The sequence below is a fragment of the Embleya sp. NPDC001921 genome (assembly GCF_053594475.1).
In genome coordinates this window covers 125426-151017 of sequence record NZ_JBSFEO010000031.1, presented here as the reverse complement: position 1 = coordinate 151017, position 25592 = coordinate 125426, and the positions used below count along the sequence as shown (strand labels likewise).

Annotated in this window: 21 protein-coding genes; 12 read left to right on the top strand and 9 right to left on the bottom strand. The window is 70.8% G+C overall.

Features of this window, described 5'->3' with window-relative positions; genetic code table 11:
- The first annotated feature begins 200 nt into the window (after positions 1-200).
- The 5 genes from ACWCPW_RS31720 (at position 201) to ACWCPW_RS31700 (ending at position 5509) form a co-directional block, all read left to right on the top strand.
- Positions 201-710, top strand: a complete 510-nt coding sequence (locus ACWCPW_RS31720) for a SigE family RNA polymerase sigma factor (RefSeq protein WP_395859804.1) — start codon at positions 201-203, stop codon at positions 708-710.
- A 203-nt stretch (positions 711-913) separates the two neighbouring features.
- Complete coding sequence (locus ACWCPW_RS31715) at positions 914-1855, top strand: hypothetical protein (RefSeq protein WP_449764994.1); 942 nt, start codon at positions 914-916, stop codon at positions 1853-1855.
- 183 nt (positions 1856-2038) lie between these two features.
- A complete protein-coding gene (locus ACWCPW_RS31710; RefSeq protein ID WP_449764993.1) occupies positions 2039-3409 on the top strand; it encodes a DUF2252 domain-containing protein in 1371 nt (456 codons plus the stop codon).
- 88 nt (positions 3410-3497) lie between these two features.
- Positions 3498-4958 carry an AlkA N-terminal domain-containing protein gene (locus ACWCPW_RS31705; RefSeq protein WP_449765015.1) on the top strand — a complete coding sequence of 487 codons (1461 nt, stop codon included), beginning with the start codon at positions 3498-3500 and terminating at the stop codon, positions 4956-4958.
- The gene (locus ACWCPW_RS31700; protein ID WP_449764992.1) at positions 4955-5509 is read left to right on the top strand and encodes a methylated-DNA--[protein]-cysteine S-methyltransferase; all 555 of its coding nucleotides are present in this window, start codon (positions 4955-4957) and stop codon (positions 5507-5509) included. Before ACWCPW_RS31705 ends, ACWCPW_RS31700 begins: the two co-directional genes overlap by 4 nt.
- 44 nt (positions 5510-5553) lie before the next feature.
- Here ACWCPW_RS31700 and ACWCPW_RS31695 read toward each other — a convergent pair whose 3' ends face one another.
- Entirely contained in the window at positions 5554-6354 is an 801-nt protein-coding gene (locus ACWCPW_RS31695; RefSeq protein ID WP_449764991.1) for a hypothetical protein, read from the bottom strand.
- A 327-nt stretch (positions 6355-6681) separates the two neighbouring features.
- Between ACWCPW_RS31695 and ACWCPW_RS31690 the strand changes: the two genes are divergently transcribed.
- The gene (locus ACWCPW_RS31690; protein ID WP_449764990.1) at positions 6682-7887 is read left to right on the top strand and encodes a DUF4073 domain-containing protein; all 1206 of its coding nucleotides are present in this window, start codon (positions 6682-6684) and stop codon (positions 7885-7887) included.
- Positions 7888-8139: 252 nt separating this feature from the next.
- Here ACWCPW_RS31690 and ACWCPW_RS31685 read toward each other — a convergent pair whose 3' ends face one another.
- Positions 8140-9078: a hypothetical protein gene (locus ACWCPW_RS31685; protein ID WP_449764989.1), complete on the bottom strand. Its 939-nt coding sequence runs from the start codon at positions 9076-9078 to the stop codon at positions 8140-8142.
- A 34-nt stretch (positions 9079-9112) separates the two neighbouring features.
- Positions 9113-11026: an IucA/IucC family protein gene (locus ACWCPW_RS31680; RefSeq protein ID WP_449764988.1), complete on the bottom strand. Its 1914-nt coding sequence runs from the start codon at positions 11024-11026 to the stop codon at positions 9113-9115.
- Positions 11027-11926: 900 nt separating this feature from the next.
- On the opposite strand from ACWCPW_RS31680, the gene ACWCPW_RS31675 reads away from it, so the two are divergent.
- Positions 11927-12472 carry a hypothetical protein gene (locus tag ACWCPW_RS31675; RefSeq protein ID WP_449764987.1) on the top strand — a complete coding sequence of 182 codons (546 nt, stop codon included), beginning with the start codon at positions 11927-11929 and terminating at the stop codon, positions 12470-12472.
- A gap of 44 nt (positions 12473-12516) precedes the next feature.
- Here the strand turns inward: ACWCPW_RS31675 and ACWCPW_RS31670 are convergent, their stop codons facing one another.
- A complete protein-coding gene (locus tag ACWCPW_RS31670; protein ID WP_355529513.1) occupies positions 12517-12939 on the bottom strand; it encodes an ATP-binding protein in 423 nt (140 codons plus the stop codon).
- 242 nt (positions 12940-13181) lie between these two features.
- On the opposite strand from ACWCPW_RS31670, the gene ACWCPW_RS31665 reads away from it, so the two are divergent.
- Positions 13182-13679: a hypothetical protein gene (locus tag ACWCPW_RS31665; RefSeq protein WP_449764986.1), complete on the top strand. Its 498-nt coding sequence runs from the start codon at positions 13182-13184 to the stop codon at positions 13677-13679.
- An 82-nt stretch (positions 13680-13761) separates the two neighbouring features.
- Positions 13762-15324: an MDR family MFS transporter gene (locus ACWCPW_RS31660; RefSeq protein WP_449764985.1), complete on the top strand. Its 1563-nt coding sequence runs from the start codon at positions 13762-13764 to the stop codon at positions 15322-15324.
- Here the strand turns inward: ACWCPW_RS31660 and ACWCPW_RS31655 are convergent.
- The gene (locus tag ACWCPW_RS31655; protein WP_449764984.1) at positions 15286-15825 is read right to left on the bottom strand and encodes a hypothetical protein; all 540 of its coding nucleotides are present in this window, start codon (positions 15823-15825) and stop codon (positions 15286-15288) included. The two genes, ACWCPW_RS31660 and ACWCPW_RS31655, sit on opposite strands and share 39 nt — an antisense overlap.
- A gap of 274 nt (positions 15826-16099) precedes the next feature.
- Between ACWCPW_RS31655 and ACWCPW_RS31650 the strand changes: the two genes are divergently transcribed.
- Both ACWCPW_RS31650 and ACWCPW_RS31645 read left to right on the top strand, forming a co-directional pair.
- Positions 16100-16630: a hypothetical protein gene (locus tag ACWCPW_RS31650; protein ID WP_449764983.1), complete on the top strand. Its 531-nt coding sequence runs from the start codon at positions 16100-16102 to the stop codon at positions 16628-16630.
- Between the two features lie 52 nt (positions 16631-16682).
- Positions 16683-18563, top strand: coding sequence for a serine/threonine-protein kinase (locus ACWCPW_RS31645; RefSeq protein ID WP_449764982.1), 1881 nt, complete (start codon positions 16683-16685; stop codon positions 18561-18563).
- A gap of 22 nt (positions 18564-18585) precedes the next feature.
- Here the strand turns inward: ACWCPW_RS31645 and ACWCPW_RS31640 are convergent, their stop codons facing one another.
- The gene (locus tag ACWCPW_RS31640) at positions 18586-18960 is read right to left on the bottom strand and encodes a peptidase inhibitor family I36 protein (protein ID WP_449764981.1); all 375 of its coding nucleotides are present in this window, start codon (positions 18958-18960) and stop codon (positions 18586-18588) included.
- A 202-nt stretch (positions 18961-19162) separates the two neighbouring features.
- On the opposite strand from ACWCPW_RS31640, the gene ACWCPW_RS31635 reads away from it, so the two are divergent.
- Positions 19163-19663, top strand: a complete 501-nt coding sequence (locus ACWCPW_RS31635; RefSeq protein ID WP_449764980.1) for an AMIN-like domain-containing (lipo)protein — start codon at positions 19163-19165, stop codon at positions 19661-19663.
- Between the two features lie 42 nt (positions 19664-19705).
- Here ACWCPW_RS31635 and ACWCPW_RS31630 read toward each other — a convergent pair whose 3' ends face one another.
- The 3 genes from ACWCPW_RS31630 to ACWCPW_RS31620 all read right to left on the bottom strand — a co-directional run bounded on the left by ACWCPW_RS31630 (position 19706) and on the right by ACWCPW_RS31620 (position 25337).
- Positions 19706-20377 carry a class II aldolase/adducin family protein gene (locus tag ACWCPW_RS31630; protein ID WP_449764979.1) on the bottom strand — a complete coding sequence of 224 codons (672 nt, stop codon included), beginning with the start codon at positions 20375-20377 and terminating at the stop codon, positions 19706-19708.
- 56 nt (positions 20378-20433) lie between these two features.
- Positions 20434-22071 carry a BCCT family transporter gene (locus tag ACWCPW_RS31625; RefSeq protein ID WP_449764978.1) on the bottom strand — a complete coding sequence of 546 codons (1638 nt, stop codon included), beginning with the start codon at positions 22069-22071 and terminating at the stop codon, positions 20434-20436.
- 92 nt (positions 22072-22163) lie between these two features.
- The gene (locus ACWCPW_RS31620; protein ID WP_449764977.1) at positions 22164-25337 is read right to left on the bottom strand and encodes a hypothetical protein; all 3174 of its coding nucleotides are present in this window, start codon (positions 25335-25337) and stop codon (positions 22164-22166) included.
- Between the last annotated feature and the right edge of the window lie 255 nt (positions 25338-25592).

The window sequence follows — 25592 nt, the reverse complement described above, 5'->3', positions numbered from 1 at the left end:
TCGGGCGGCGAGGGCTGCGGGATCGATGGTGATCGATCGTGGCCCAGGCTACGGGCCGACGCGCGGACCCCCGGGCCAACCCCTCGAATGGCCCATGAGCTGCGCATACGTATTCTCGGCCGGAAGTTGTGACGTGCCGGGGGGTCCGCCGCGTCTATGGGGTGGGTACGCGCGAGGGCGCGTAGGGACGAGGAGGGTCTATGGCGGGCTTCGACGCTGAGCCGGCCGATTTCCTGGAGTTCGCCAACGCGTGCAGCGGTCGGCTGTTCCGGACGGCATGGCTCCTGTGTGGCGATTGGCATCTCGCCGAGGACCTCGTGCAGACGACGCTGGGCAAGTTGTATCGGGCCTGGAAGCGGGTCAGCCGGGCCGACAGCCCGGAGGCGTACGCGCGCACCGTGCTGACACGCACCTATCTGTCCCACCGACGCAGGCTGAGCAGCACCGAGCAGCCCTACGCCGACCTGCCGGAGGGCTCCGGCCCCGAGGAGGACCAGGCGTTGCGGTTGACGCTCTTGAAGAGCCTGGCCGAACTGCCGCCCAAGGACCGGGCGGTGCTGGTCCTGCGGTATTGGGAGGACCTGAGCGTGGAGCAGACGGCGCGGCAGATGGGCGTGTCCGAGGGGGCTGTGCGCAGCAGATCGATGCGGGCCTTGGAGAAGTTGCGCAGCGTGCTCGGGGCCGAATCGGGATGGCTCTCCGCCGCATGAGGGAGTTGCCGCGTACACCGCCGGTACGGCCGTACGGCTGGTGAGCAGCACGACCTGTGTTCGCACGGATGTCAGCGATGCGAGGAGACGGTAGGTCTATGGGGTCCGACGAGAATGAGCTGGCGGTCGCGATGCGAACGTCGGCGTCGGGGCTGGTCCCCCCGACAGGATTGGTCGCGGGCGGCATCGCCCGGGGCAGACGCATGAAACTGGTACGGCGTATCCAGGTCGGCGTGTCGACCGCGGCGGTACTGGCCGTGGCGAGCACGACCCTGCTCGTCGTGGCGGACGGAAGCGACGACCACCGCGGGCAGGTGGCGGGGCCCGCGAGCACGACCGCCGAGGTCTCCGCGCCCGCCTCCCAGGCCGGAAAACCCCGGCCGACGCTCACGGTCCCGGCCGGGACCGTGCCCGTGCTACCACCGCTGCTGCTGCAGAAGTTCCTGGAACTTCTGCCACAGGACACCCTGAGTTCCGGGATCACCGGGTCGGACAACACGGACCGGACGTCCGCGGGAATTCACGTTGCGGGCGCGTCGGCGTCGTTGGTGCTCGAGGACTCCGTCGGGCCCAGCCTGCTCTCGGTGTCGGTGCAACAGAACGCCGAAAATCCGGAAACCGTGGAATGTCCGCCTCCGGGCGGCGAAACCTACGCCAAGTGCGTGAACTACCAGGCTCCGGAAGGCAGGGTGGTGGAGCGGCAGGACTGGGTCTACCCCGCGGCGCCGGACACCCCGGAAAACCGGGCGGAGGGCAAGGCCGGGCCGTGGGGCAACGGGCCCAAGGTCTGGTCCGTGCGCGTCGTGCGTCGCGACGGCGTCGTGATCATGCTCGAGGAGATCGCCTCTCGGGAGGAGAAGGGCAAGATCGCCCGGAACACGCCGATCCTGCCGATGGACCGGCTGCGCGCGATCGCCCTCGACCCGACCTGGCAGGTGTGGGTGGCTCCGGACGCCAACAAGGTGGCGGCGGCCACTCCGCCCAGGATCGACTACCGATCCCCGCTCCGCCCGAAGTCCGACACCCAGCCGCCCACCCTGCCGTCCCCGCCGAGCTCCGGGGCGGCGTGGCCGCCGAACGGGGCAGGAGCCGTCCCGGGAACCAGCACTCCCTCCGGAACGATCGGGATCGGCTCGCAGTCCTGAGCATCTTCGACGCGTCCCGGGCATGACTCGCCGCCGACCGGGCATGCGCCGGATGTCGAGCCCCCGGGCGCCTCTGACTCCCCCCTCACGCTCCGGGGGCTCGATGCCCTCCCGGTCCTCCCGTCTGGGATCCTGACGCGGGGTCCTGCCGGCCTCGCGGAGACTTCGAGGGAGGCGGTCGCGATGACCGAGGGCATAGGGATCGGTCTGGGCGGCGTGGGGTTCGAGGGCGGCTACGCGGAATACGGCCCGGCGGACGCCGAGGACCGCGCCCGGCACATCCTGGAGGTCTTCGAACGGGCCTTCGGCGCGCTGATCGACGGCGATTCCGCCGCGTTCCGGGTGAAGTTCCGCAAGATGGCGTCTTCGGCGTTCGCGTTCTATCGGGGTACGGCCTGCCTGTTCTACGCCGATCTGGACGGCCGCGAGGACCCCTTCCTGGACGAACGCACCTCGCGGGTGTGGATCCACGGCGACCTGCACGCGGAGAACTTCGGCACGTACATGAACGCGGACGGCAAGCTCGTGTTCAACGTCAACGACTTCGACGAGGCGTACGTCGGCCCGTGGACCTGGGACGTCAAGCGCTTCGCGGCGAGCCTCGCGCTGATCGGACACGGCAAGGCCCTCAGCGACGACACGATCACGACCCTCGTCGCGGGCTACGGAGCCGCCTACCTGGACCAACTTCGGCTGCTGACCGACAAGACCACGCCGCAGGAGGCCGCGCTGACCCTGGCGACGACCGAGGGGCCGCTCCTGGAGGTGCTGCGGCAGGCTCGGCTGCAGACCCGGATCGAGTTGCTCCGTTCGCAGACGGTGGTGCAAGACCACGAACGGCGGTTCGCCCTGTCCGGCGGCGCGTTCGAGTTGTCCGACGACGTCAAGGCGACGGTACTGGAGGCCTTCGGGCGTTATCTGGACACGTTGCCTCCCGCGACCCGGCAGCGGCCGGACACCTACGACGTCAAGGACGTCGTGGGGCGGCGCGGGGTCGGCATCGGCAGCGCCGGCCTGCCCTCGTACAACCTGCTGATCGAGGGCAACACGGAGGCGTTGGAGAACGACGTGATCCTGTACATGAAGCAGGGCCAGACGCCGTCGGTGAGCCACCACGTCACCGACCCCGAGGTGCGCTCCTACTTCGAGCACGAAGGACACCGCACGGTCATCTCGCAGCGCGCCCTGCAGGCGCACGCGGACCCGTGGCTGGGCTACACCGACATCGACGGGGTGGGCCAACTGGTCGCCGAGGTGTCGCCGTACGCGAACGACCTGGACTGGTCCGACCTCAACGAGGTGGCCACGATCGCGGAGGTCGTGGAATACCTGGGCCGGGCCACCGCGACGATGCACGCGGTGGCCGACGAGGAAAGCGGTCACACGCTCGTACCGTTCTCGACCGAGCATGCGATCCTCGAGGCGATCGAGCGCGACGAGGCGGGCTTCACGACCTCGCTCGTGGACTTCGCGCACGCGTACGGTGCGCGCGCTCGCGCCGACCACGCCATCTTCGTCGACCTCTTCCGCAACGGGCTGATTCGGGGGTTGTAGGCGTCACCGGCGGCGCGAAGGCGGCCTCACGGTGCTGTCCGATTCCCGCCGGCCACTCCCGTGGGAACAGGTGACACTGGTCGACGTGATGGACGACGAGCAGTGCTACCGAGCGTGCAGCAGCCGGGACAGTCGGTTCGACGGCTGGTTCTACATGGCGGTCACGAGCACCGACATCTACTGTCGGCCGAGTTGCCCCGCGGTCAAGCCGAAGCGTGAGAACGCGCGGTTCTACCCGTCGGCCGCAGCCGCGCAGGCGGCGGGGTTTCGGGCGTGCAAGCGCTGCCGTCCGGACACCTCGCCGGGCTCGCCGGAGTGGGACGTCCGCGCCGACGTGGTCGGGCGCGCGATGCGCCTGATCGCGGACGGGGTCGTCGACCGTGAGGGCGTCGGCGGCCTCGCGGGCCGGCTCGGGTACAGCGACCGCCAGTTGAACCGTCTGCTGATGGCCGAGGTCGGCGCGGGCCCGCTCGCACTCGCCCGGGCCCGACGGGCGCAGACGGCCAGGATCCTGCTGGAGACGTCCGACCTCCAGATCGCGCAGGTCGCGTTCGCGGCCGGGTTCGCGAGCGTGCGGCAGTTCAACGACACCGTGCGCGAGGTGTTCGGCCGTACCCCCTCGGAGGTGCGCGGTCGGGCCGGCACCCGAGGCGTCGAGCCGGGCGAAATCCGGCTGCGGCTGCCCTACCGGGAGCCGATCGCGCTCGGGCACGCGCTCGACTTCCTGGGGTTGCGGGCGATCCCCGGCGTCGAGGAGTACGTCGACGGGGTCTACCGCCGGGTGCTGTCGCTCCCGCACGGCACCGGCGTGGTCGAGCTCTCGCCCGGCCCCTCCTGGGTGTGGTGCCGCCTGGTCCTCGCCGACCTTCGCGACCTGGGCGCCGCCGTGCAGCGCTGCCGACGGCTGCTCGACCTGGACGCGGACCCGCTCGCGGTCGACGAGGCGCTCGGGAGTGCCGAACCGGGCGAGGGTGGCCTGGGCGCGCTCGTGCGGGCCACCCCGGGGCTGCGCTCGCCGGGACACGTGGACCCCGACGAACTCGCCGTGCGCGCCGTGCTCGGCCAGCAGGTCTCGGTCGCGGGCGCGCGCACGATCGCAGGCCGGCTGACGGCCCTGTACGGCAAGCCGCTGGCGGCGCCCCTGGACGGACTCACCCACGCGTTCCCCTCCGCGGCCGCGCTGGCGGACGCGGATCCGGCGGATCTGCCGATGCCCGTGTCGCGTAAGAAGGCGCTGTTCGCGCTCACCGGTGCGCTGGCGTCGGGGGCGGTCCGGCTCGACCCGGGCGTGGATCGCAGGGCGGCGGAGGCGGGTCTTTTGGCCCTTCCGGGTATCGGCCCCTGGACGGCGTCGTACATTCGACTGCGGGCACTGGGCGATCCGGACGTGTTCCTGCCCACCGACTTGGGCGTCAAGCACGCGCTCGCGCGATGGGACCTCCCGGTCTCGGCCGCGCAGTCGTGGTCCCCATGGCGCTCGTACGCACTGCACCACCTGTGGGCGAGCCTGTCCGCAGCACCCACCGTCTCGGTGAAGGAAGCAGCATGAACCAGGACGCCCTGTTCGAGGCCGTCGAAACGCCCGACCCGCACGTGCCCCCGGCCGTGTTCCACACCCCGCTCGACGGCCCCCGCCGATACGCGGTGATGGACTCCCCGGTCGGCGAGCTGCTCATGATCGGCGACGGCGTCTCGCTCACCGCCCTCTACATGGCGGCCACGCCGGGCGCGGACTGGGTACACGATCCCGGTGCGTTCACCCAGGCGCAGGCGCAGTTGAGCGCTTACTTCGCCGGCGAACTGCGCGAGTTCGACCTGCCGTTGGCGCCGGCGGGCACGGCCTTCCAGCTCAAGGTCTGGTCGGCCCTGACCACCATCCCGTTCGGGCACACGATGTCCTACGGCGCCCTGGCGACGAGGTTCCTCGGCCAACCGACGGCGTCCCGCGCGGTCGGACTCGCCAACGGCCGCAACCCGATCAGCATCATCATCCCGTGCCACCGGGTGATCGGCGCCGACGGCACCTTGACCGGCTACGCGGGCGGATTGCCGCGCAAGCAGCGCCTGTTGGCGCTGGAGCACGTCCGCGTCACCGGGTAGCCGGGCCACCCCGAACCGCACCGGCACCGGCGAGACCGCGCGATTCACGACTGGAACGCCCGCCGCACGACCCCCGCGACCCGCCCCCGCCGGAGCGTGTCGTGCCAGGTGAAGCGCAGCACGAGCGCGCCCACGAGAGCCAGTTCGTTGGCCCGGGACCGGTCGCGAAAGAGCGCGTCGGGCCGCGAGTGCACGTCCGCGCCGTCCGCCTCCGCGAAGATCGGTCGCAAGCCGGTCAGCCACGCGAGATCCACGCGGGCCCGGCCGCCGCCGGGCAGCGCGACCTCGTGCTGCAACTCGTCCGGTGCGACCCCGCCCCGAACGCAGTCGAGTCGTACCCGCGACTCCAACGGGCTCTCGGCCCGCGCGTCCGCGATTTCGAGCAACGGCCGAACCCGCCCCGCCCCGGGCCGGCCCGCTGCCGCCCGCTCGACCGCCTCCAGCTCCGCCGCCTCGACCAAGCCCAGATGCAGCGCCGAATCGAGGACCGCCAGACCCTCCTCGGGTGGCAGCGTCGGCACCAGGTCGGCCAGTGTTCGCACCGGCGTCGTCACCGCAAACCCGTCCACCGTCACGACCTCGTCGGCCCGCAATCGGCGCCGATGCGCGACGATGCCGGGCCCACCACGACGCGACGCGGTGTCGGGCGTCGCGATGTGCACACAATCCACCCGCGGCACGCCACGCATCCCGTGCACGCGGGCCGCACTGTGCAATGCGGCCACGGCTCGCTCGCCATAGGCCGCGAGCCCGGCGCGCAACAACCCGCGCGAGGAGAGCACACATCGATCGGCATCGACGAGCCCCACGCCTCGCGCGAGTTCGCGCACCTTCCCAGCGTTCACGAGTCTGCGCCACACCCGCCCGGACACCCCGGCGGATACCGCCTGTTCCCGCGTTACCACTCCGTCGTGCTGCCATGCCAACCCCCGCAAGACTCGTACGGCCTCTTCCATCCCCGGATCCTGGTCCGCACGGCCCGCGGCGCGGTGTGAGCGGTCGCAATCTGTGGACAACCCGGCACTTGTGGACACCTTGGGGCACGCTTTGCCGGATTCGCGGATGATCTTCAGCCGCTCGACACCTTCATGATCATTGCGAGCCGCCGTGCGGCCGGCGCCAACCGGTGTGATGGGCGGGTCCCCACGCCCCGCGTCGTCCCGAGGATCGCCATGCCCAACTTCCGCAAACACCGCCGCGTCGCGGCCGTGTGCGCCGCGCTCGCGCTCACGGCGGGCGCCGGTGCCGCCTACGCCGAGAGCCACCCGGCTCCCCGTGCGTCCGCTCCCGTCGGCGCCGCCCCCGCCGCGCCCGCCAAGGTGTCCTTCAACGTCATCAGCGACGTGCAGGGCGACCTCGCGGACTTCGGTCGTGCACTCGACCAGATGAAGGTGATCAACCCCGCAGGCAGCGCGCTCGTCGTCAACGGCGACATCACCCCGCGCGGCTACAAGGCCGAGTACGACCAGGTGAAGCAGGTCCTGAACACGCGTCCGCACCCGGCGAACACGTTCTTCACGATCGGCAACCACGAGTTCTACGTGCCCAAGTACTGCAACCCGGACAAGCTGTGTCAGGAGACCTGGCCCAACGGCACCACCGAGCAGTCGCTCTTCCAGAACTTCTACGACTTCACCGGGCTCGACAAGGTCTACTACGAGCGCGTCGTCGACGGCGTCCCGATGTTGTTCCTCGGCACCGAGAAGTACATGAAGTACAGCGACCCCACCAAGTGGGACGAGGTGTGGTTCAGCGATGAGCAGCTGACCTGGCTCGAGCAGCGGATGAACTACTGGGAGGCGCAGGGCAAGCCGACGTTCGTGTTCTCGCACCACGTCCTGCCGGACACGGTCTCGGGCACGCGCAACAAACTCTACAAGTCGGACTACCTCCAGGCCGACCGCATCATGAACATCCTGGGTGCCCACAAGGACGCCGTGCTGTTCACCTCGCACACGCACTGGGACCTGAACCTGTCCGACTGGGCGGTCCGCAAGGTCGTGCCGGGGACCGGCAACCTCGAAGGCTTCACGGTCGTCAACACCGGTGCCGTCCAGACCCAGTGGACCGACGACGGCTCGGGCGGTGAGAGCGCGCTGAGCGGGTTGGAGAACAGCGGGCTCCAGGTCGAGGTCACCAACGACCGGGTGTCGATCAAGGCCCGGGACTTCCGACGCAACCAGTGGATCAAGGAGCTCAACGTCCCCCTGCACACCAAGTGCGCGGCGGCCAAGCCGTGGACCGAGTCGATGACGTACACGAACGGCGACACCGTCGTGTGGAACAACCACACGTGGCGCGCCAAGTGGTGGACGCGCGGCGAGACGCCGGGCACGACCGGCCAGTGGGGCGTGTGGGAGGACCAGGGCGCCTGCTGATCGCCCGCGACAAGCCCTGAAGGGGTGGGACCGTCGGCGGCCGGTCCCACCCCTTCGGCCGACCCGCACCCGCAGCGGACGTCACAGGACTTCGGGGCGGACCCGCGGGCCGATCACCGCACGAGGATGCCTTTGGTAGAGGCATCGCCTCTACCGATACGGCTCGGCTTCGGACGCCGCAGGACGAGGCTTCCCGGGCCGTTGGCGACCAAGGCGACCGGTCGTCGACGCCCTCACCCGCCGAGTCGAGCGCTATCGGGGCCCGGCTCGACGCCGGACGGACGACGACGACGGGGGCGTACGCGGAAGGTCTCGCGCGTGATCGGGCGCCGCGTCCGAGGCCACCGGAGCCCGAGCCGGGCCAATCATGGGGTCGATGCGCACGATGGTCAGGTCCCCGTTCTCGAGAACGCCCGCCCGCCGACGCGCGGCCGCCCACCGGGCAAGTTCGCGGGGACTGCCCGCGGCCGGCTCGCGCAATTCCTCCCACGGCCGCCCGCCGGCCAGAGCGCTGCGCAGGAACCACGCGCCGGCCGTGTCGTTGGCCACGTACAGCAGATCCCTGTCGGTCCAGGTTCCTCGCGCACACCGAACCCGCCGCGCCACCGCGGCGGGGTCGGCGCCGTTGCTGGTCGCGACGTCGGGCCGTCGTGAGGTCGGAAACACCCGCCAGAGCCGGTCGCCGCGCACCTGGAAGAGATAGGCGTCGCCGAGCACCGCCGCCGCCCACTGGCCCCGCCCGGACAACCACGGATGCGGCGCGAGGTGCGCCGCGAGCACGGCGGAAGCGTGCGCTCCGCGTTCCAATTTGCGTAGTTCGTAAGGCTGTACCGGCATTCCGCGCCGGTCCCGCTCGACCAGGTAGCGCTTGGTCAGCTCCGGCCATCGGTCCGCCGCACGCGCCAGCACGTCGGCGAATCCGGTACCGCCGCACAGGAGCGGGGTGGGCGCCGCACCGCACGCTCGCACCAGGAGTTCGGCCCAGCGCCGCGCGAGCAGACTCTCCGCGGCGCCGTCCGCGAGGGCGACCCGCAAGGCGCCGGGGCGATCGACGCGGGCGCGCCTGCACGCGGGCCCGGCCGGCGGCAGGAACCCGCGTCCGGCTCCGTCGCCGATCCAGACCGCGTCCTCGTATTCGAGGGGTTCGCCTTCGTGCCGGTGCAGCGCCAGGACCGTGACGTTCGCGCGCACCGTGCCGTCTCCTCTGTGGTGGTACGAGAACCGCTCAGCCGCGTACGTCCGCGATCGGGTTGAGGATGTCGACGTAGACGGATTGGGTCTCCAACGGGACTTCGAGTTCGTCGAGACCCGCGACGCGGGTGAGCAGGTTGGCCTTGCACCGCAGTGTGGCACCGTCGAGGAGGCGGTCCACGAGCGGGCGCCCGGCGGGGTGATCCGTGCGCGTGCGCACGAGCCGGTCGCGGAAGATCGCGATCAACGCCCGCTCGTCGGCCAGGCCTTGCGCACCCATCGCGCCGACGAGGCCGAGCACGTTGTTGATCGCGAGGTAGTAGCCGAGCCGTTCGTCGATCACGTGGTCGGGACACCACGTCCCCAGGTCCCGGCCCGCGCCCGGGAGCCAGCGGGCCAGGCGCGCGCCGCGTTCGGCCGAGAAGTAGTAGCCCTGGTTGCCGCGATAGCGACCACCGATCGGGCGGCCGTCGGTGTCCAGCACGACCAGCGTGTTCTGCTGATGCGCCTCCAGTCCCAGGCCGTACTCGCCGTGCAGCCACAGGATCGGCGCGACCAGCACGTCCAGGTAGCGGCGGAACCACGACTCGGCCGTCTCGCGCAACGGCGTCGCGGTGCGGGCGGCGAGCGTGTACAACACGTCGGCGAGCATCGACCGACCCCGTGGCAGATCGGGGCGTGGCGCGGCCAGTCCCGCGATGCAGTACACGCGGTCGCGCGGGCCGAACGGGTTGTCCCGCACCACGAGTTCGAGGCCGGATTCGCCGCGTCCGCCGGGGACGTCCACCGCTATCCAGCCAAGATCGCGCAGCACGTCGAACCCCGGGTGGGCGGAGTGCATGACGCGCTTGAGGCCGGCGTCGAGCATCCGGTGCACGGCGAGACCTCGGCGCAGTTCGCTGCGGTGGTTCTCCCGGCGGGAGTTGGTGATCTCGACGCCGAGCGAGGTCTTCAGCATGACGGGCGCGCCGGTGCGGTACACGGTGCGCAGCGAGGAGGTGGCCGACCACGCGGGCCCGCCGGGCCCGAGGTCGCGGAGCAGCCCGCGCTCCAGGAGCGCGGCGACACCGGGTCGCCCGAGTACGTCGCGGGCCTGCCACGGGTGCGCCGGCAGGGCGACCATGCCCGGCGGCAGGTTCACATCGCCTTCGGCGAGCCCGGCGAGCACCACCGGTACGGGTCGCCCCAGGTCGCCGTCGTGGACCGCCACCGAGGGGTCGACGGCGAACCAGTGCAGGGGGAACGATCCGCGTAGTTCCGGGGAGTAGCGCGGCGACGAGGGTCCGTACATGCCTTGCCGCGATGCCGGCGAGGGATGCATCGGGTGGCCGAGAACGATCGACTGTTCGGTGCACAGGAACGGCGTCGTCCCCGGAATGTCCTCGGGCGCCTTGCGGCGCTCGGCGAGGTGGTGGGCGATCCGCCGGGTCGAGTCGATCACCCGGTCGGTCATGTCGGCGATCGCGGTGATCGAGCCGACTCGGCCGTGCGCCGCCTCGATCGCGAGGAGCACGGCCAACGTGGTCGCGTCGAGTGCGACCCCACTGCTCAGTCGGACCGGGCCGAAGCGGTGCATGCCGGTCTCGGAGCGGTACAGGATCGGCGCGACGACGGTGCTGGCGGTCGCGGGCAGCGGAAGCCGTAACGGCCCGTCCGCCGGAACCGCGGTTCCGCTCTCGCGGATGCGGCAGCGAAGCAGGTTCTCGATGGCCGCGTGATCGGCGGCACGTGCGGGCGCGGGGTCGAGCAGTGGATCGCTCGACCCTCGGTCGCCGGGGGCGAGGTGTCGCGCGGCGCCGAGTACCGCCCCGGTGCGCGGATGTTCGGGTTCGAGATGGGCCGGGTGGGCACGCGCGGGCGAGGGCTCGTCACCTGCCGGGCCCGGAACGGGCTTTCGAGGGCTGCCCGGTCGCGCCGGCTCCGGAAGCGCCTCCGCGGATGTCGACATGTGCGGTACGTACCTCCCCTGGTCTGCACGGCCGTGGGTCGGGCTACGGTTCCAATCGTGGACGCGGTCCATTCGCCACCGCTCCCAGGGACGTTCACCGTACGGCAATCCGCCGGCTATCAGAATCATGTCCCGCAACGGGCTCCCGTGTGCGGGCTTTGCGTGATGGCAACCCCTTGGCATGTTCCGCGAGGCCGGTGGTCGCGGACCGATCGCGGTCGCGACCCGTCGCTCGCGGCGTCGGCACCGGGCATGTCCGAGGACGCCTCGCCACGGTACGAACGGCCCCGTAAGAGCGGCATCAGGGGCCGGAGTCGGCAACTTCGGTCGGTTTCGCGCTCCCCGGGGTGGGGTCGCGCGGGCTCGGCAAGGCGATCGTGGGGTCCGCCGGCCCGGGGTGATCGTCGATGCGGGCGATTGGGGATGAACGCGATGTACATCTCGCACCTCGCACCCATATGGAGTTTGCGCCATTCACGACGGATCGGGGCGCGGGTGGGAAAATTCCCCCCTGCGATCTCCTCGATCCGTCGATCATCGCCACCGACCGTCCACTTGTGGTTACGATACGAACGCCCTTGTGCCGTAGGTGCCGAGGGACGGAACGGGGGGAATCTCGGTCCAGTCCGTACTTCCGCGCGCACGTTTCCGCGGACGATTGGGCGAGGCTCCGTCACTGCCTGAAGATCGACCTGCCGCCGCCGCGCGTCGGGCCTCAGCCTTTGGCAAACACGGAATCCGGAGCCGGTCATGCCGTACCAGCATCAGCCGAACGGCCCGCACCAACCGCCTTACGGGCAACAGCCCCACCAGCCGTATCCGTCGCAGATCCCGCCCTCCTACCCGCCACCGCAACCACCCCCGCGCCGCGACCGAGACGGCGGCGGCAATGGGAGGTTGATGTTGATCCTCACGCTGATCGGGACGGTGGCGACCGTGCTGAGCGTGCTCGTCGCGGTGGGCATCGGCCCGTTCGATCTCTCGGACGACTCGCCGGCGTCGGGCGGGAGCGACCAGAACGGGGCCGGACCGGCGGTCGCGACGCAGGGTCCCGCGAAGCAGACGGCGGAAAGCTACGTCCGGGCGGTCAACGAGGTCTGCCTGGCTCGTTCGGACAACGTCACCAAGCTCTTGAACGACCTGACCGCCTCGACCGTGTCGAAGGACGTCGCGCAGCAACGCACCGCACTGGCCGCGGCGAGCGCCGAGTTGAAGAACACCCGATCCCACATCAGGGCCGTACCGCTGCCGGCCGATCCGGCCGCGGCCGGGCCGTTCACGCAATGGCGTGACGCCTACGACAGCCGGGTCGACGCCTTGAGTGAGGCGGCCTCGACGCTGAACAGCGGCGACTCGGCGGGCTTTCGGGCCGCGTCGGACCGATTCGTCAACGAGACGGGCCCGATGAAGGACAAGCAGCGTGTCCTGAACATCGCCTGCCCGTAGCGGGCACGGTGACCGAGGCAGGGAGGAAAAGCCGGGTGCGCGGGTCAGGCGACCGGCCACGGCAGGATCACCCACAGGGTCTTGCCGTCCGGGTGTGCCTCGATGTGGATCTGACCGCCGAGTTCGGTGACGATGTTGCGCACGATCAACAGACCTCGACCCGACGTGTCGTCGACCGTTTCCAACAGGGCGACCGGACGGTAGGGATGGCGGTCGCGTACGCCCAGCCACAACCAACCGTCGTGCACGGTGCAGGTGACCGATACCTCCGGCGACAATACGGCCGCGTGTTCGACGGAGTTGGTGATCAGCTCGGAGGCGACCAGCTTGAGGGCGTAGCCCAGATCGTGCCCGTAGGGCAGTCCCCAGTAGGTCAGATGGTCCGCCAGCGCCCGTCGGGCCTGGGCGACCGAGGCCGGTTGGGCGGGCAGGGTGAACCAGCAGGATCGCTCGTATCCCGTTCCCATGTCACCCCTTTCGGCACCGCGCCTCAGCGTACTGACCGGCGCGCTTGCGGGCGCACGGTTGACGATTCGTCATATCGCTACGATTCGATGATCGGTCGCGTGTGTGAGTGAAGGTCGACATGGGCAAGACCATCGCAGTCCACGTCCCTCCCGACGTGTGATTGTGAGCGCCGAACAGCGGCATTCCTCTGTGAATGACCGGATTGTGCACGGTGCGGATTCCAGAAGGGTGACTACCTGTGGTGGAAGATCTCGATGCCGTCGAACAGGCCATGTTGGCCAACCTTCTCGACGGTCGGCGGCCTCGTCGGCGCGCCTCGGAGACGCCGACCCGGTCCAATCGACAACACCAGCCCCCGCAGCAGCAGCGCCGTCAGGCGCAGTCGGTGCCGCGTGCGGTCATCCCGGCGCCGGTGCCCGCGGCGGCACCCAATCGGGACGCTACGCGCGTTCTCGACATCGGTCGCGTGATCAAGCAGATCGATCCCCGGACCACGCCCGAACAACGGCACGCGATGGCGACGAGCTGGACCCAGTTGGATCTGACGGCGGCCCAGGTGTTGGCCTGGCTGACCGCCGGCATCCTGCCCGCGGAGTACAAGCTGGCGGCGGCGTGCCTGGAGCGGGGCCTGACCCCTCAGGACATGAAGACCCGCCTGGACGGCGTGCGCGTGGTCGAGCGACTGCGCAGCGACGGGGTGGACGGCGTGGTGGCGCAACTGCGCAGCGGCGCCGCGTAGGCGGGCCGCGCCGGGGGACATCGCAGGCCGGGCCGTGGATGATCATTGACATGGTTCATTACCAAGCCTAGCTTTTAGCGATGTGAAGGATTCGGGGGCGGGTTCCGCCGCCCCACCCACTCTGACGCATCGCCAGATCATGTTGGTCTTCTGCGGGTTGATGCTCGGCGTGATGCTGGCATCGCTCGACGCGACCATCGTCTCGACGGCGATGCCGACGATCGTTGCCGACCTCGGCGGGCTCGAACACCTGGCATGGGTAACCACCGCGTACACCCTGGCCACGGCGGTCTCGATCCCGCTGTACGGAAAGCTCGGCGACCTATACGGCCGCAAGCGGCTCTTCCAGTTCGCCATCGTGGTGTTCCTCGTGGGCTCCATGCTGTGCGGCACCGCACAGTCGATGGGCGCCCTGATCGCCTTCCGGGCGATCCAGGGACTCGGCGCCGGCGGGCTGATGAGCAACGCGCAGGCCATCATCGGCGACCTCGTACCGCCCGCCGAGCGCGGTCGATACCAGGGCTTCATCGCGTCCACGGTCGCGTTCTCGACCGTGTGCGGGCCGCTGATCGGCGGCTTCTTCACCGAGGCGCTGTCGTGGCGATGGGTGTTCTATGTGAACATCCCACTGGGCGCGGTGGCGCTGATGGTCACGTCCGTGGTGCTCAGGCTGCCGCGCAAGGCCTACACCAAGCGTCCGTTCGACGGTTTCGGCCTCGCCCTGCTCACCTGCGGAACCAGTGCCTTGATCCTGTTCACCAGTTGGGGCGGTACGCAGTTCGCCTGGGTCTCCGCATCGAGCCTGGTGCTGGCCCTGACGGCGGTCGGCGCGCTCGCGGCCTTCGTGTTGGTGGAGCGGCGTGCGGCCGACCCGTTGATTCCGCTGCGGTTGCTCTCGCGCAACACGATCGTGCGGGTCGCGTGTCCGCTGACGATGGTCACCGGTTGCCTGACCCTGGGAATGAGCACGTTCCTGCCGATCTACCAGCAGATCGTGCGCGGTCACGGGCCGACCCAGTCGGGGTTGCTGCTCGCGCCGATGATGCTCTCGATGATGGTGTGCTCGACGTTGTCGGGTCGGTTGATCTCGCGAATCGGCAAGTACAAGCGCTTCCCCCTGGTCGGCACGCTGCTGGCCGCGGCAGGGCTCGTGGTGTTGTCGCTGCTCGGCGTCGACAGCCCGTACTGGCATCTGCTGATCGGGCTGATGGTGCTGGGGTTCGGGCTCGGCACTATCGGTCCGGTCACCACGCTCGCGGTGCAGAACTCGGTCGACCACGCGGACATCGGCGTGGCCACCGGCCTGAACTCGTTCGCGCGCTCGATCGGCTCGGCCCTGGGCGCGGCCGTGCTCGGCGCGGTGTTCGCGCACGGGGTGGCCGACGGGACGGGGCCGGCCGGGGCGGGCGAATCCGGCATGGGGGTCACCCGGCAGGCGATCGACGCGTTGCCGCCAGCGCAGCGCGAGGCGACGCTCGTCGGGTTCGCGGACGCGCTCGACGCGGTGTTCCTGGCCGCCGTCCCGATCGCGGTGCTCGGCTTCGTCCTCGCGCTCATGTTGCGGGAGATCCCCTTGCGGCGCGGCCCACAGCAGGTCGCGGCGGCCTCAACAGGCACCGAGCGCGAGTTGTTCGAGGCCGGCTGACAGGTCGCGCAGGTCCTCCGCAGCGTCCCAGGCCCAGTGGCTGGGGTTGCCGGCGAGTGACTCGTCGGTCTCCAGTCGGCGCAGCGCGAGCCCCGCGAGGTCCGGGACCAGGTCGCGCTCGCCCACTCCGTTCAACCGGTGCAGCACGCCCACGACATCGCACACCCGCCGGGTGAGGCTGCGTTCGGGGATGCCCTCGATCAACCGGGAGAGACCGTAGCCGGCCATCAAGCCCAGGATCATGCCGCGTATGGCCGGTAGGTCGCGCCGTTCCCGGGCCGGTTCGAACCGGCGCCACCAGCACACCCACGCCTGCGGCTCCGTGGTCGCGCGAGCCTCGATCGCGGTACGGCGCGGCCGGATGGACGCCGACCGCGCGGATCCGGCGAGCATCAACCGCTCCAGCGCCGCGTCCACCGCGGCCTCCAGGTCGGGGTGCGGCGGATCCGACCGCACGCGGGTTCGGGTCTGTTCGGCGGCTGTCAACGCCATCGTCGTCATGCGATGTATTGGAGCGGAGTGTCTCGTCTGCCCGCCCTGCGATCACTCGAAAGAGGGACAATGTGTCGCATGAACGAGTGGGAACTGTGGCGCCAGGACGACAATGGCGCGCGTTTCCGGATCCGGGGCTATGCCGATCGTGTGGCCGCGATCGCCGGCCGATTGGTGATCGAGTTTCGGCGGCTGTCAACGCCATCGTCGTCATGCGATGTATTGGAGCGGAGTGTCTCGTCTGCCCGCCCTGCGATCACTCGAAAGAGGGACAATGTGTCGCATGAACGAGTGGGAACTGTGGCGCCAGGACGACAATGGCGCGCGTTTCCGGATCCGGGGCTATGCCGATCGTGTGGCCGCGATCGCCGGCCGATTGGTGATCGAGTCCGGAATGCCGCACAAGCAGTTGTACTGGGTGGCGGGGCCACGAACCCCGACCTGCCCGACACCGGCCGCCGCCGCGGACCTGATCCAGGCCCTGGCGGCGGATCGCGAGCCGTCCGCGCCCGCGTTCCTCGCCGCCTACCGGCGCGTCGGGGCGTCGTTGCGGGATGAGCGCCGCCTCGAACCCGACACGATCGCGGCCGTGTTCCGCGCCGCATGGGATACCGCCGAATCCGGGCCCGTGCACGGGCGCGGAGACGATCCCGGGCGCGAGCGGGCGGGCGGAGGCGACCCGGAGCGAGCTCCGGCGCTCGACCGCGCACGGGACCATCTGGCCCACGCAGCGGCGGTGTTGCGGACCAGGGATCCACAGGCGGATCTGCACTGGCACGACCTGCTCGACCTCGTGACGCGCGTGCCACGCTGACGGCGGCTCGTCGTCCTCGGGGCGCGAACACTCATCGACTCAGGGGGAATCGATGCGCGAGCTCCAGGCCGGTGATCCGACTCGGATCGGGCCGTACTCGATCCACGCCCGGCTCGGCGCCGGTGGCATGGGACGCGTCTACCTCGGCCGATCGCCGGGTGGACGGCCGGTCGCCGTCAAGGTGATCCATACCGAACTGGCCCAGGACGAGGATTTCCGGGCCAGGTTCCGGCGCGAGATCGATGTCGCCCGGCGCGTACAGGGCTTCTTCACCGCGCCCGTGCTGGACGCCGACGCGGATGCCGACGAACCGTGGTTGTCCACCGCCTACATCCCCGGGCCATCGCTGCGCACGGCGGTGGCCGAGCAGGGTCCGTTGCCCGTCGAGGCGGTCCGGGTATTGGCCGGCGGCCTCGCCGAGGCGCTGGCCGCATTGCACGCTGCCGGGGTCGTACATCGCGACCTGAAGCCCTCCAATGTGCTGTTGGCCGAGGACGGTCCGCGCGTGATCGACTTCGGCATTTCGCGGATCGGTGAGCAGACCGCGCTGACCCGCACCGGGAGCACCGTCGGCTCCCCCGGCTACCTCGCCCCCGAGCAGGCCCTGGGTGCGGAGGTGGGCCCCGCCGGTGATGTGTTCGCGCTCGGCGGCGTGCTGGCCTATGCCTCGACCGGTCGCCCGCCGTTCGGCGGTGGCCGGGTGGAGGCGGTCGTGTATCGGGTCGTCCACGGCGCAGCGGATCTGGACGGCGTCCCCCACGAGTTACGTGGCCTGATCCAGTCCTGTCTGACCAAGGACCCCGCGGACCGCCCGCCGGCCGCCCAGGTGTTGACCTACCTTCAAGCCCTCGGCGTCGACGCGCGCACGGCCCCCGACACCTGGCTCCCCGATGCCGTCACCACGATGCTCCCGGCGCACCGGGCCGCCGTCGACGACCCACCCGGGCCCGTACCCTTACCGCCCGCGCCGACTCCCACGCCCCCGGCGACCGCCACGCCGCCGCCGATGCCCGCGTCGTCCCCCGGCCTGCCATCGCCGTCACCCACCCGGCCGCAACCCGTGCACACGCCCCACGCGACGCCGTCTCCGCTGTCGCGACCATCGGCCCACCCCGTGAGCCATGGCGCCCTTCCCCCGATCCCGCCTCCGGTCGACCCCCGCAGGCGCGGACGCGCCGGGCCGATCGCCGCCGCCGCGGCGGCGTGCCTCCTGGCCGTGGGCACGGCGGTGGCGGTACCGAAGCTGATCCACGACGACCCGCCGGCTGCCCGCCGAACGGATGTACCGACGCGGGCGACCACTCCGGGCGAGGCCATCGCTCCGGGCAGTGCCGTGCCCGATCGGACCACGCCCACCGCCTCGCTCGCGCCCACGGTGCCCGGAGCACGCCCTTCGGCGATCCCTCCGGGCGCGGGCGGTGAGAGCCGGCACAACCTTCAAGGCATCACATTCGCCGTTCCGGCGGGTTGGACGGTCCAGCGGGGCGGTGACGGCCCCAACGTGCTGTGCGTGCTGCCGCCCGCCGCGCTCCTGGGTCGCCCGAACGAAGGATGCGCGGTGGACGGCGTGGAGATCCGCCTGCCCGATCCACCGGGCGACGAAGCGGGCCGGGCGCTGAACCTCGAATCCGGATCGGGCTGGGTCTGGCAGGGCGACGCCTGGTGCCGCGGGGCGATCCCCCGCGGCACCTCGTTGACCACGTCCTCGACGATCGTCGAACGCGGGTTCCGCCCGGTCGGACCCAAGACCGCCGACTACCGGCGCTGGTCGGCCGGTTGCGACAACGGATCGACCTATCACCCCCGGGTGTGGTGGCTGCCGATCACGAAGCTGTCCATCGAGACCTTCGCCATGCCGCCGAGTCTGGACGCGGCGGTCGATCGGATCGCCGCGTCCTTCGACTTCTCGGGCTACTCCGGAGTCCAGGGATGACGGCCGTCCCCCGCGGCCGCCGTCACGGCTTCTCCCAGATCTGGAAGGCCCGGACCGTGAAGGGCACATCCGGCACGAAGACCCCCTCGCCCGGATACGTGCTGAAGTCGCCTTCCGTGGCGCACTCCCTGCTCTGGTACATCGTCACGTAGCGATCCATGCGGTTCGCGAAGGACAGCGCGTCGACCCCCGCGGGCAGGGACACACACTGCTCGACGTTGGCGTCGGCCAACTCGAAGGCCGCCGCCGGCGCACCGGCGAAGCTCGGCCCGGTCCAGAAGCACACCTGACCTGGTTCGCACATGGCGGCCCCGGTCGCGTCGGCGGAGGCGCCCGGTGCCGCCACGGCCAGCAGGCTCGTGGTCAGGGCCAGCGCGCAGACAAGACGACGTCGCATGCGGTTCATCGGTGTTACCCCGTTCGTCGAATCCGTTGCCCCGGTTCCGACGTGTGTCCAGGGTTGCTCGTGTATCGGCGAAGCGCCGGCAAATGCGGCCGGATTACTTCGAAAGAGTGCATTGAAGATCAACTTCGATGATCTCGGAACCAGAGTACGAAACGTTTCGTCGCTGTAGATATCGGCTCATTCGGAGGCTGTCATGGCTGTTGTATCCGTCCCTCGTCGCCATCTCGTCCGCTCCGCCCTCGGCGTCGCCGCCGTCGTCGGCATCGCCGCCACCACCGTGTTGTCCGGGACCGCCCAGGCCGCCGGCACCACGTACCTGACCAACATCCGCACCGGACAACACGCGACCTACGACCGTGTGGTCCTCGACTTCTCCGCCGGCCTTCCGGCCTACGGGAGCACCACGAGCAGCGGTCTCGAGCAGTGCGCGAGCGGCAAGCCCGTCAGCTTCCCGAACAGCGCCGAATACCTCGAACTGGACATCGCCAGCGCCGCGCACGACGACGACGGCAACGCCACGTACACCGGTCCGCGCCATGTGGTGACCAACATGCCCTCGCTCACCGGGTACGCGGTCACGTGCGACTTCGAGGGCAAGCTCAAGGTCGGCGTCGGTTACAAGAGCAACGTGCGCGAGGTGCTCACGTTCGTCCTGAACAACCCGAGCCGCATCGTGATCGACGTCAAGCGCTGACCGGGACCGGGCCGCGCTCCGCCGCCGCCGGCCCGGGCCTTCCTACCGGTTCATCCGACGTTCGACCGCCGCCAGTTCGGCGGCGGTCAGCACGTTCGGCGTGCCCACCGCGAGCGCGCGCACGTACACCTCGCACAACCACTCCAGGATCCGAGTGCGGTCGTACGCCTCGGTCAGGTCCCGTCCCAGGGTCACGCCCCCGTGGTTGGCCATCAGCGCCCCGCTGCGGCCGCCCGCGAGCGCCGCTCGCACCGAGGCCGCCAACTCCGGCGTCCCGTAGGTCGCGTACGGCGCGACTCGTACATCGTGGCCGCCGAGCAGCAGCACGTTGTAGTGGATCGCCGGCAACACCGGCAGCGTCGTCGCCACCACCGCCCCGAACACCGCGTGCGTGTGCACCACGGCGCCGGCGTCCGGGTCGCTCTCGTACAGCGCGAGGTGCATCGGCGTCTCGGAGGAAGGCGTCCGGGCGCCCTCCACGACCGTGCCCGTCATGTCCACGACCACGCACTCCGCCGGCGTGATGCGCTCCAGCGGGGCGCCGGAGGGGGTGACCGCGACCAGCGGACCCCGACGCACGCTCAGGTTGCCCGAGGCGCCGACCACAAGTCCGCCCTGGACGATCCGCGCTCCGAACTCGCACAGTTCACGACGCTCGTCCTCCAACAACACCGCGGCCTCCCGACCGGGATGCGCCCGGATTCGCTCTGACACCACCACGACCGATCGAGGCCGACTTCGCCCGAACAGATCCAATCAGATCGTCGTACTCAGATACCGCCGTGGTGTCGGTGGAAGGCCTCCGCGTCGACGCCCTCGCCCTCGTCGCCCACGGTCGCACGCACCGCGGCGGACAAACCGCGCGCCCGCATCCGTCTCGGTCCCGGTGCGACCATCGGATCGCTGTTCAGGTCCTTCAGCAGTGCCACGCACAGCGCCAGCATCACCAGCACGAACGGCAACGCGACCAGGATGGTCGCCTGTTGCAGCGCGGTGAGACCACCCGCGACCAGGAGCACGGCCGCGACCGCGCCGATCAGCGCGCCCCACCCCACCACCAGCCAGCGCGCCGGTTTGAGCGAGCCGCGGCTGGTCAGCGAGCCGAGCACGAGCGAGGCCGAGTCGGCTCCGGTGACGAAGTACAGGGCGACCAGGACCATCGCCACCGTCGCGGTGACGGCGTACAGCGGCAAAGCGTCGAGCATCGCGAACAGGCCCGACTCCGGCCCGTCGGCGACCTCGGTCACCAGATCGGCGGCGCCGGTCTGCTGCAGGCGCAACGCGGTCCCGCCCATCACCGCGAACCAGATCGTGCTCGCTCCACTGGGTACCAGCAGGACGCCGATCACGAACTGGCGAACCGTGCGGCCGCGCGAGATGCGTGCGATGAACGTGCCCACGAACGGAGCCCAGGACAGCCACCACGCCCAGTAGAAGATCGTCCACGAGCCCATCCAGGCGTCCCCGCCGAAGGTTCCGGTACGGGTCGCCAGGGTCAGCAGGTCGTTGAGGTAGCTGCCGACCGAGGCGGGCAGCACCCCGAGCACGTACACCGTGGGACCGACCACGAACACGAACAACATGAGCACCAGCGCGAGCAGCACGTTGGCGGTGCTGAGCCACTTCACGCCGCGATGGATCCCGCTGAAGGCGGACACCACGAAGGCGGCCGTGAGCGCGACGATGATCACCACGTGCAGGGTCGAGGTGTCCTTGATGTCGGTGGTCAGGTCCAGGCCCTTGGCGACCTGGAGTGCGCCGAGTCCCAGGCTGGTGGCCGAGCCGAACACGGTCGCGAAGATGGCGAGCAGGTCGATCGCCTGCCCGGCGGCACCGTCTGCGTGTCGGCCCAGGAGCGGTACGAACGCGGCGCTGACCCGGTTTCCGCGACCGCGCCGAAACGTGGCGTAGGCGAGGGCGAGGCCGGCGATCGCGTAGATCGCCCAGGGGTGCAACGTCCAGTGGAACAGCGTCCATTCGAGCGCCGCGCCCGCGGCCCCCGGGGTCTGCGCGACCGCGCCCGAGGCCGGCGGCGGCGCGGCGAAGTGTTGGATGGGTTCGGCCACGGCATAGAACATCAGCCCGATGCCCATGCCCGCGCTGAACATCATCGCGACCCAGGCGCCGGTGCTGAACTCCGGCTCGTCGTCGTCCTCGCCCAAGCGGATTCGGCCGTACTTCGACGCGGCGATGAAGACCGCGAGCACGAGGAAGGTGTCGGCGGCGACGACGAACAGCCAGCCGAAGTTGCGGATCGTCCAATCGAGTCCGGTCGACGCCGCGGTGTCGAGCGAACCCTTGGCGAGGACGCCCCACAGGACCACCGCGAGCACGAGGGCGAATCCGATGGCCGCGACGACCGGGTCCACGCGGGGCGCGGCGGCATCGTCCCGGCTGGATCCGCTCACGTAGTCGTCCTTTTCATCCGCTCAAGCGCCACACGCCATGGTGCGGTCTCACGGATGGGGAAAGGTGGGGCACGCCGGACCGGGCTCCGGCGTCACCCCTTTGTCGCAACCACCGGCACGTCGTTCGCCGCGGATCGGTACAACGCCACGATCTGCCGAATCTGCTTGTCCGGGTCACGGATCCAGTCACCGCTCCACAAGCGGTACACGACCCACCCGCGCCGCTCCAGCCGAGCCGCCCGCAACCACTCGCGCTCGCGGGCGGAGGCCTCCGCGAGGTAGGTCGCGCTTCGATCGGTCTCGATCGCGACCACCATCCGCCTTGCGAGCCCGGTGCCCGCGGGCGCGCCGGCGTCTGCGACCGCGACTGCGGGCTCGCCCTCGTCGGCGCCGGCGTCACGGCCGAGACGCGAGCCGACGCCTGCGCCTGCGCCTGCGAACGCACACTCGTCCGGAACCGGCTCCCTTGCGGTTGCCTCACGTTCGCAGGCGTCGGCTCCGGTCCTTGCGCCGGCTACCGTACGTCCGCCCGCACGCGCACGCGCACTCGCATCCGCGCCCGGGGTGGAGCCGGCGACCGGCAACGCGATCACGACGCCCGCCGGCCCGCCGAACCCGTACACCGGTTCGAGGCCGGCCGCCCGCAGCCGATCGATCACATCGGCGTGGAACACGTCCAGCAGGGCTCCAGCCGCTCCCGCACCCGCACCGACCTCGTTCTCGACACCGACACCGACACCGGCGTCGACGTCGACGACCGCAGGCGCAGCCCCGCCCTCGGCCTGCCCATACTCGACCCCGCCCCCGCGCCCACCCGAAGCCGCGTGTCGCAACACCCTTCGCAACAGCCGTGCGCCGGGAGCCCGCAGCCGGGCCGGGTCGAGTTCGCTCTCCTCGAAGGCGGTCACCACGACCAGTCGCCGGCGCGCCCGCGAGAGAGCCGAGGCCACCAGCGCGTCCCCACCGGGCATGGTCGCCGCGCCGAATCGGTGGATCAGCCGTCCCTCGGCATCCCGCCTCGCCCCGATGCTGAGGAGCACCGTGTCCCATTCGCCACCGTGCAGGGCGGCCGCTCGATCCACCGTGAACTCCGCGGCCGCGTGCCCCGTCTCCTGGGCGGAGCGGATGCGCCGCGCCTGCGACCCGCCCAGCGTGACGATCGCGAGACTCTCCCCGGGATATCGCGCCTGGTACCGACGAGCCGTCGCGAGCACTTCCGCGACGTCGTCCGCGCCCGCCACGAGGTGTTGTACGGCCACCGGCTCGACGTGCACGCCCGGGAGTTCCACCGCCCGCGACACGCCCGGCAGCGCGAGGCGTTCGTCGAGTGCGCGGTGCGGGTGCCCGATCCGAACCGGATCGACGAACCGGCTCACCGCCGCGAGGGCGGAGCGCAGGTCGCCTTCCGAACCGGGATCGCCCGGCTCGACCGGACCGTCCGCATCACCGAGTCCCGGCCCGGCCGGGTCTCCGAACAGCACGGCCCGATCCGCGCGCAGCAGCGCGGGGATCACGTCGCGTTCGCTCACCGTCCCGGCGTCGTCCACCACCACCAGGTCGAAGCGCGCGTAATCCGGCAAGCGCCGAACCGCGCGCGGCGACATCACACTCACGGGTACGCCCGCCGGCACACCCGACCGGCCGTACCGCACCCTCGTCACCGAGATCGGGCGGGCAACCGCCGACGACGACACCCGGGTTCGATACCGGTACGCGTGCGCCTGTAGGCCCACCACCCCGCCGGGCCCGCCGGCGGTGATGGTGTGGGCGAGCGAGGTGTACAGGAAACGCTCGTACTCGTCCGCGACCCCCTCCGGCGATACCCCTCGCGCCGTCAGGTCCGCCATGAGCGGTCCCAGACCGGCGGTCGCGAGAGCACCGTACGAGCGACAGCGGTCCGCCAGTCGCTCACAGGACACGCCGTCCGCCGAGATCGACTCGGCGAGCCGATCGAGCCGATCCCCGATGTCGGGCAGTGATGTGTCCACCGGCAGGCCCAGGACCGGGAACAGCGAGTCCGCGTAGCCCGCAAGCGCCTGCCGTTCGCGTTCCGAGTCGGACCACGCCGGGACCATGTCCCGCAGGAACGCCGTCTCGGGCACCCCGTCCGGCTGCTCCCGGAAGAGCCGGACCAAGGCCCGGGCCTCGGTCATGGTGAGCCGCATGGCGGCCCGGTCGTTCGGGAATCGCGTACGGTCGCGCAGATATCGGCGCGCCGCGGGTCGTCCGTACCAGCGTGTGGCCGCCAGCAGTTGGGGAATCGAGTACGGACCGGTGAGGACTTCCGGGTCGACCACGACCGAGAGCTGCCGCACTCGCTTGACGACTGCGAGACACGCCGTCCATTCGGCGAGATCACGCGGCTCGGTCCGATCGGGGTGGAGCCGGGCCCGGGCCGCGGCGGCGCGGATCTCGCGAAAGCGTGCGCGTAGTTCGGCGACTTCGCCGACGACGAAACGAGCCTGCTCGGGCGTATCGATCCGCACACCGTGCCACGCCGCGTCACGCAGCCCGCCCGCATGCGCGAATTGTTCGAGGTCGCGGCCGAGCCGATGGGCCTCGTGCGGATCGAGCGCCGACACGACCTCCGGATCGAGCACGGGCCCGGTCCACAGCGGCCGCCCCACGAGGTGGTCCTGGACTCCGGCCAGGGTCACCCCCCAAGCCCCGTACGGCTCGACCATCGAGCGCACATGCCGATCCAACGACACCTCGTCCGCATCGCAATCCCCTGCGGCCCCGAGCCCGGCCCCCGTTCCCGGCCCGCCCCCGCGCCAAGCACCACCCCCACCGGGACCTACGCGCCCCGCACCCGCACCCGCGTGTCCACCGCCCGCACCCGCACCCGCGAGCCCGTCCCCCGCGCCCACACCCACGCTCGCAAGTTCCGCCCACACCCGCCGCGCCCCATACCCCTGGCGCGTCACGACCAGCACCCGTCCGCCGGCGTCGAGTTCGCGGCGGATCACCATCGCGGCGGTCCTGGTCTTGCCCGTACCGGCCGCCCCCACGACCACCAGGGCGGGAGGACGGGCAGACGCGGCGGCGAGTACCCGTATCTGGTCCGGGTCGGCGTCGCCCACCCACCCGACCACCGCCGCGTCGGGCTCAGCCGCGCGCAGCGTCACGGCGGCCCCGGCCAAGGCCGCGACGACGCCTCCGCGAGCGGTGTACCAGTGATGCCCCGAGTCGGTCGGCAACGGAAACCGCCCGTTCGCCCACCGCGGCAAAGCGGCACCGACGACCTCGTCCTGACTGCGCGTCATGTCCCGTCCCCCTCGGGAAGACTCTCCTCCGGGACCGCACACGACCACAGGGGGCAATCCCTCAAAACCGGGAGCCCGCCGAACACGTCCGCAGGCCCCGAACACGTCCGCGGGCCCCGGACACGTCCGCGGACACCGGCCCTCGACACCGCCCCGGAGACCGGCTCCGACCGTAAACGCATCCCCGGCAACCTCCCGCGACCGCAGCCGAATGCCCATCGCCCGCAGAGGCCCGGGCCGCCCTCGGGTCCGCCC

Excerpts from the sequence above, each read along its gene's own strand:
- ACWCPW_RS31640 (WP_449764981.1), bottom strand. The coding sequence starts at position 18,960 with ATGCGACGTCGTCTTGTCTGCGCGCTGGCCCTGACCACGAGCCTGCTG.
- ACWCPW_RS31710 (WP_449764993.1), top strand. The coding sequence starts at position 2,039 with ATGACCGAGGGCATAGGGATCGGTCTGGGCGGCGTGGGGTTCGAGGGC.
- ACWCPW_RS31635 (WP_449764980.1), top strand. The coding sequence starts at position 19,163 with ATGGCTGTTGTATCCGTCCCTCGTCGCCATCTCGTCCGCTCCGCCCTC.
- ACWCPW_RS31680 (WP_449764988.1), bottom strand. The coding sequence starts at position 11,026 with ATGTCGACATCCGCGGAGGCGCTTCCGGAGCCGGCGCGACCGGGCAGC.
- ACWCPW_RS31715 (WP_449764994.1), top strand. The coding sequence starts at position 914 with ATGAAACTGGTACGGCGTATCCAGGTCGGCGTGTCGACCGCGGCGGTA.
- ACWCPW_RS31655 (WP_449764984.1), bottom strand. The coding sequence starts at position 15,825 with ATGACGACGATGGCGTTGACAGCCGCCGAACAGACCCGAACCCGCGTG.
- ACWCPW_RS31620 (WP_449764977.1), bottom strand. The coding sequence starts at position 25,337 with ATGACGCGCAGTCAGGACGAGGTCGTCGGTGCCGCTTTGCCGCGGTGG.
- ACWCPW_RS31720 (WP_395859804.1), top strand. The coding sequence starts at position 201 with ATGGCGGGCTTCGACGCTGAGCCGGCCGATTTCCTGGAGTTCGCCAAC.
- ACWCPW_RS31650 (WP_449764983.1), top strand. The coding sequence starts at position 16,100 with ATGAACGAGTGGGAACTGTGGCGCCAGGACGACAATGGCGCGCGTTTC.
- ACWCPW_RS31700 (WP_449764992.1), top strand. The coding sequence starts at position 4,955 with ATGAACCAGGACGCCCTGTTCGAGGCCGTCGAAACGCCCGACCCGCAC.
- ACWCPW_RS31690 (WP_449764990.1), top strand. The coding sequence starts at position 6,682 with ATGCCCAACTTCCGCAAACACCGCCGCGTCGCGGCCGTGTGCGCCGCG.
- ACWCPW_RS31675 (WP_449764987.1), top strand. The coding sequence starts at position 11,927 with ATGTTGATCCTCACGCTGATCGGGACGGTGGCGACCGTGCTGAGCGTG.
- ACWCPW_RS31705 (WP_449765015.1), top strand. The coding sequence starts at position 3,498 with ATGGACGACGAGCAGTGCTACCGAGCGTGCAGCAGCCGGGACAGTCGG.
- ACWCPW_RS31670 (WP_355529513.1), bottom strand. The coding sequence starts at position 12,939 with ATGGGAACGGGATACGAGCGATCCTGCTGGTTCACCCTGCCCGCCCAA.
- ACWCPW_RS31645 (WP_449764982.1), top strand. The coding sequence starts at position 16,683 with ATGCGCGAGCTCCAGGCCGGTGATCCGACTCGGATCGGGCCGTACTCG.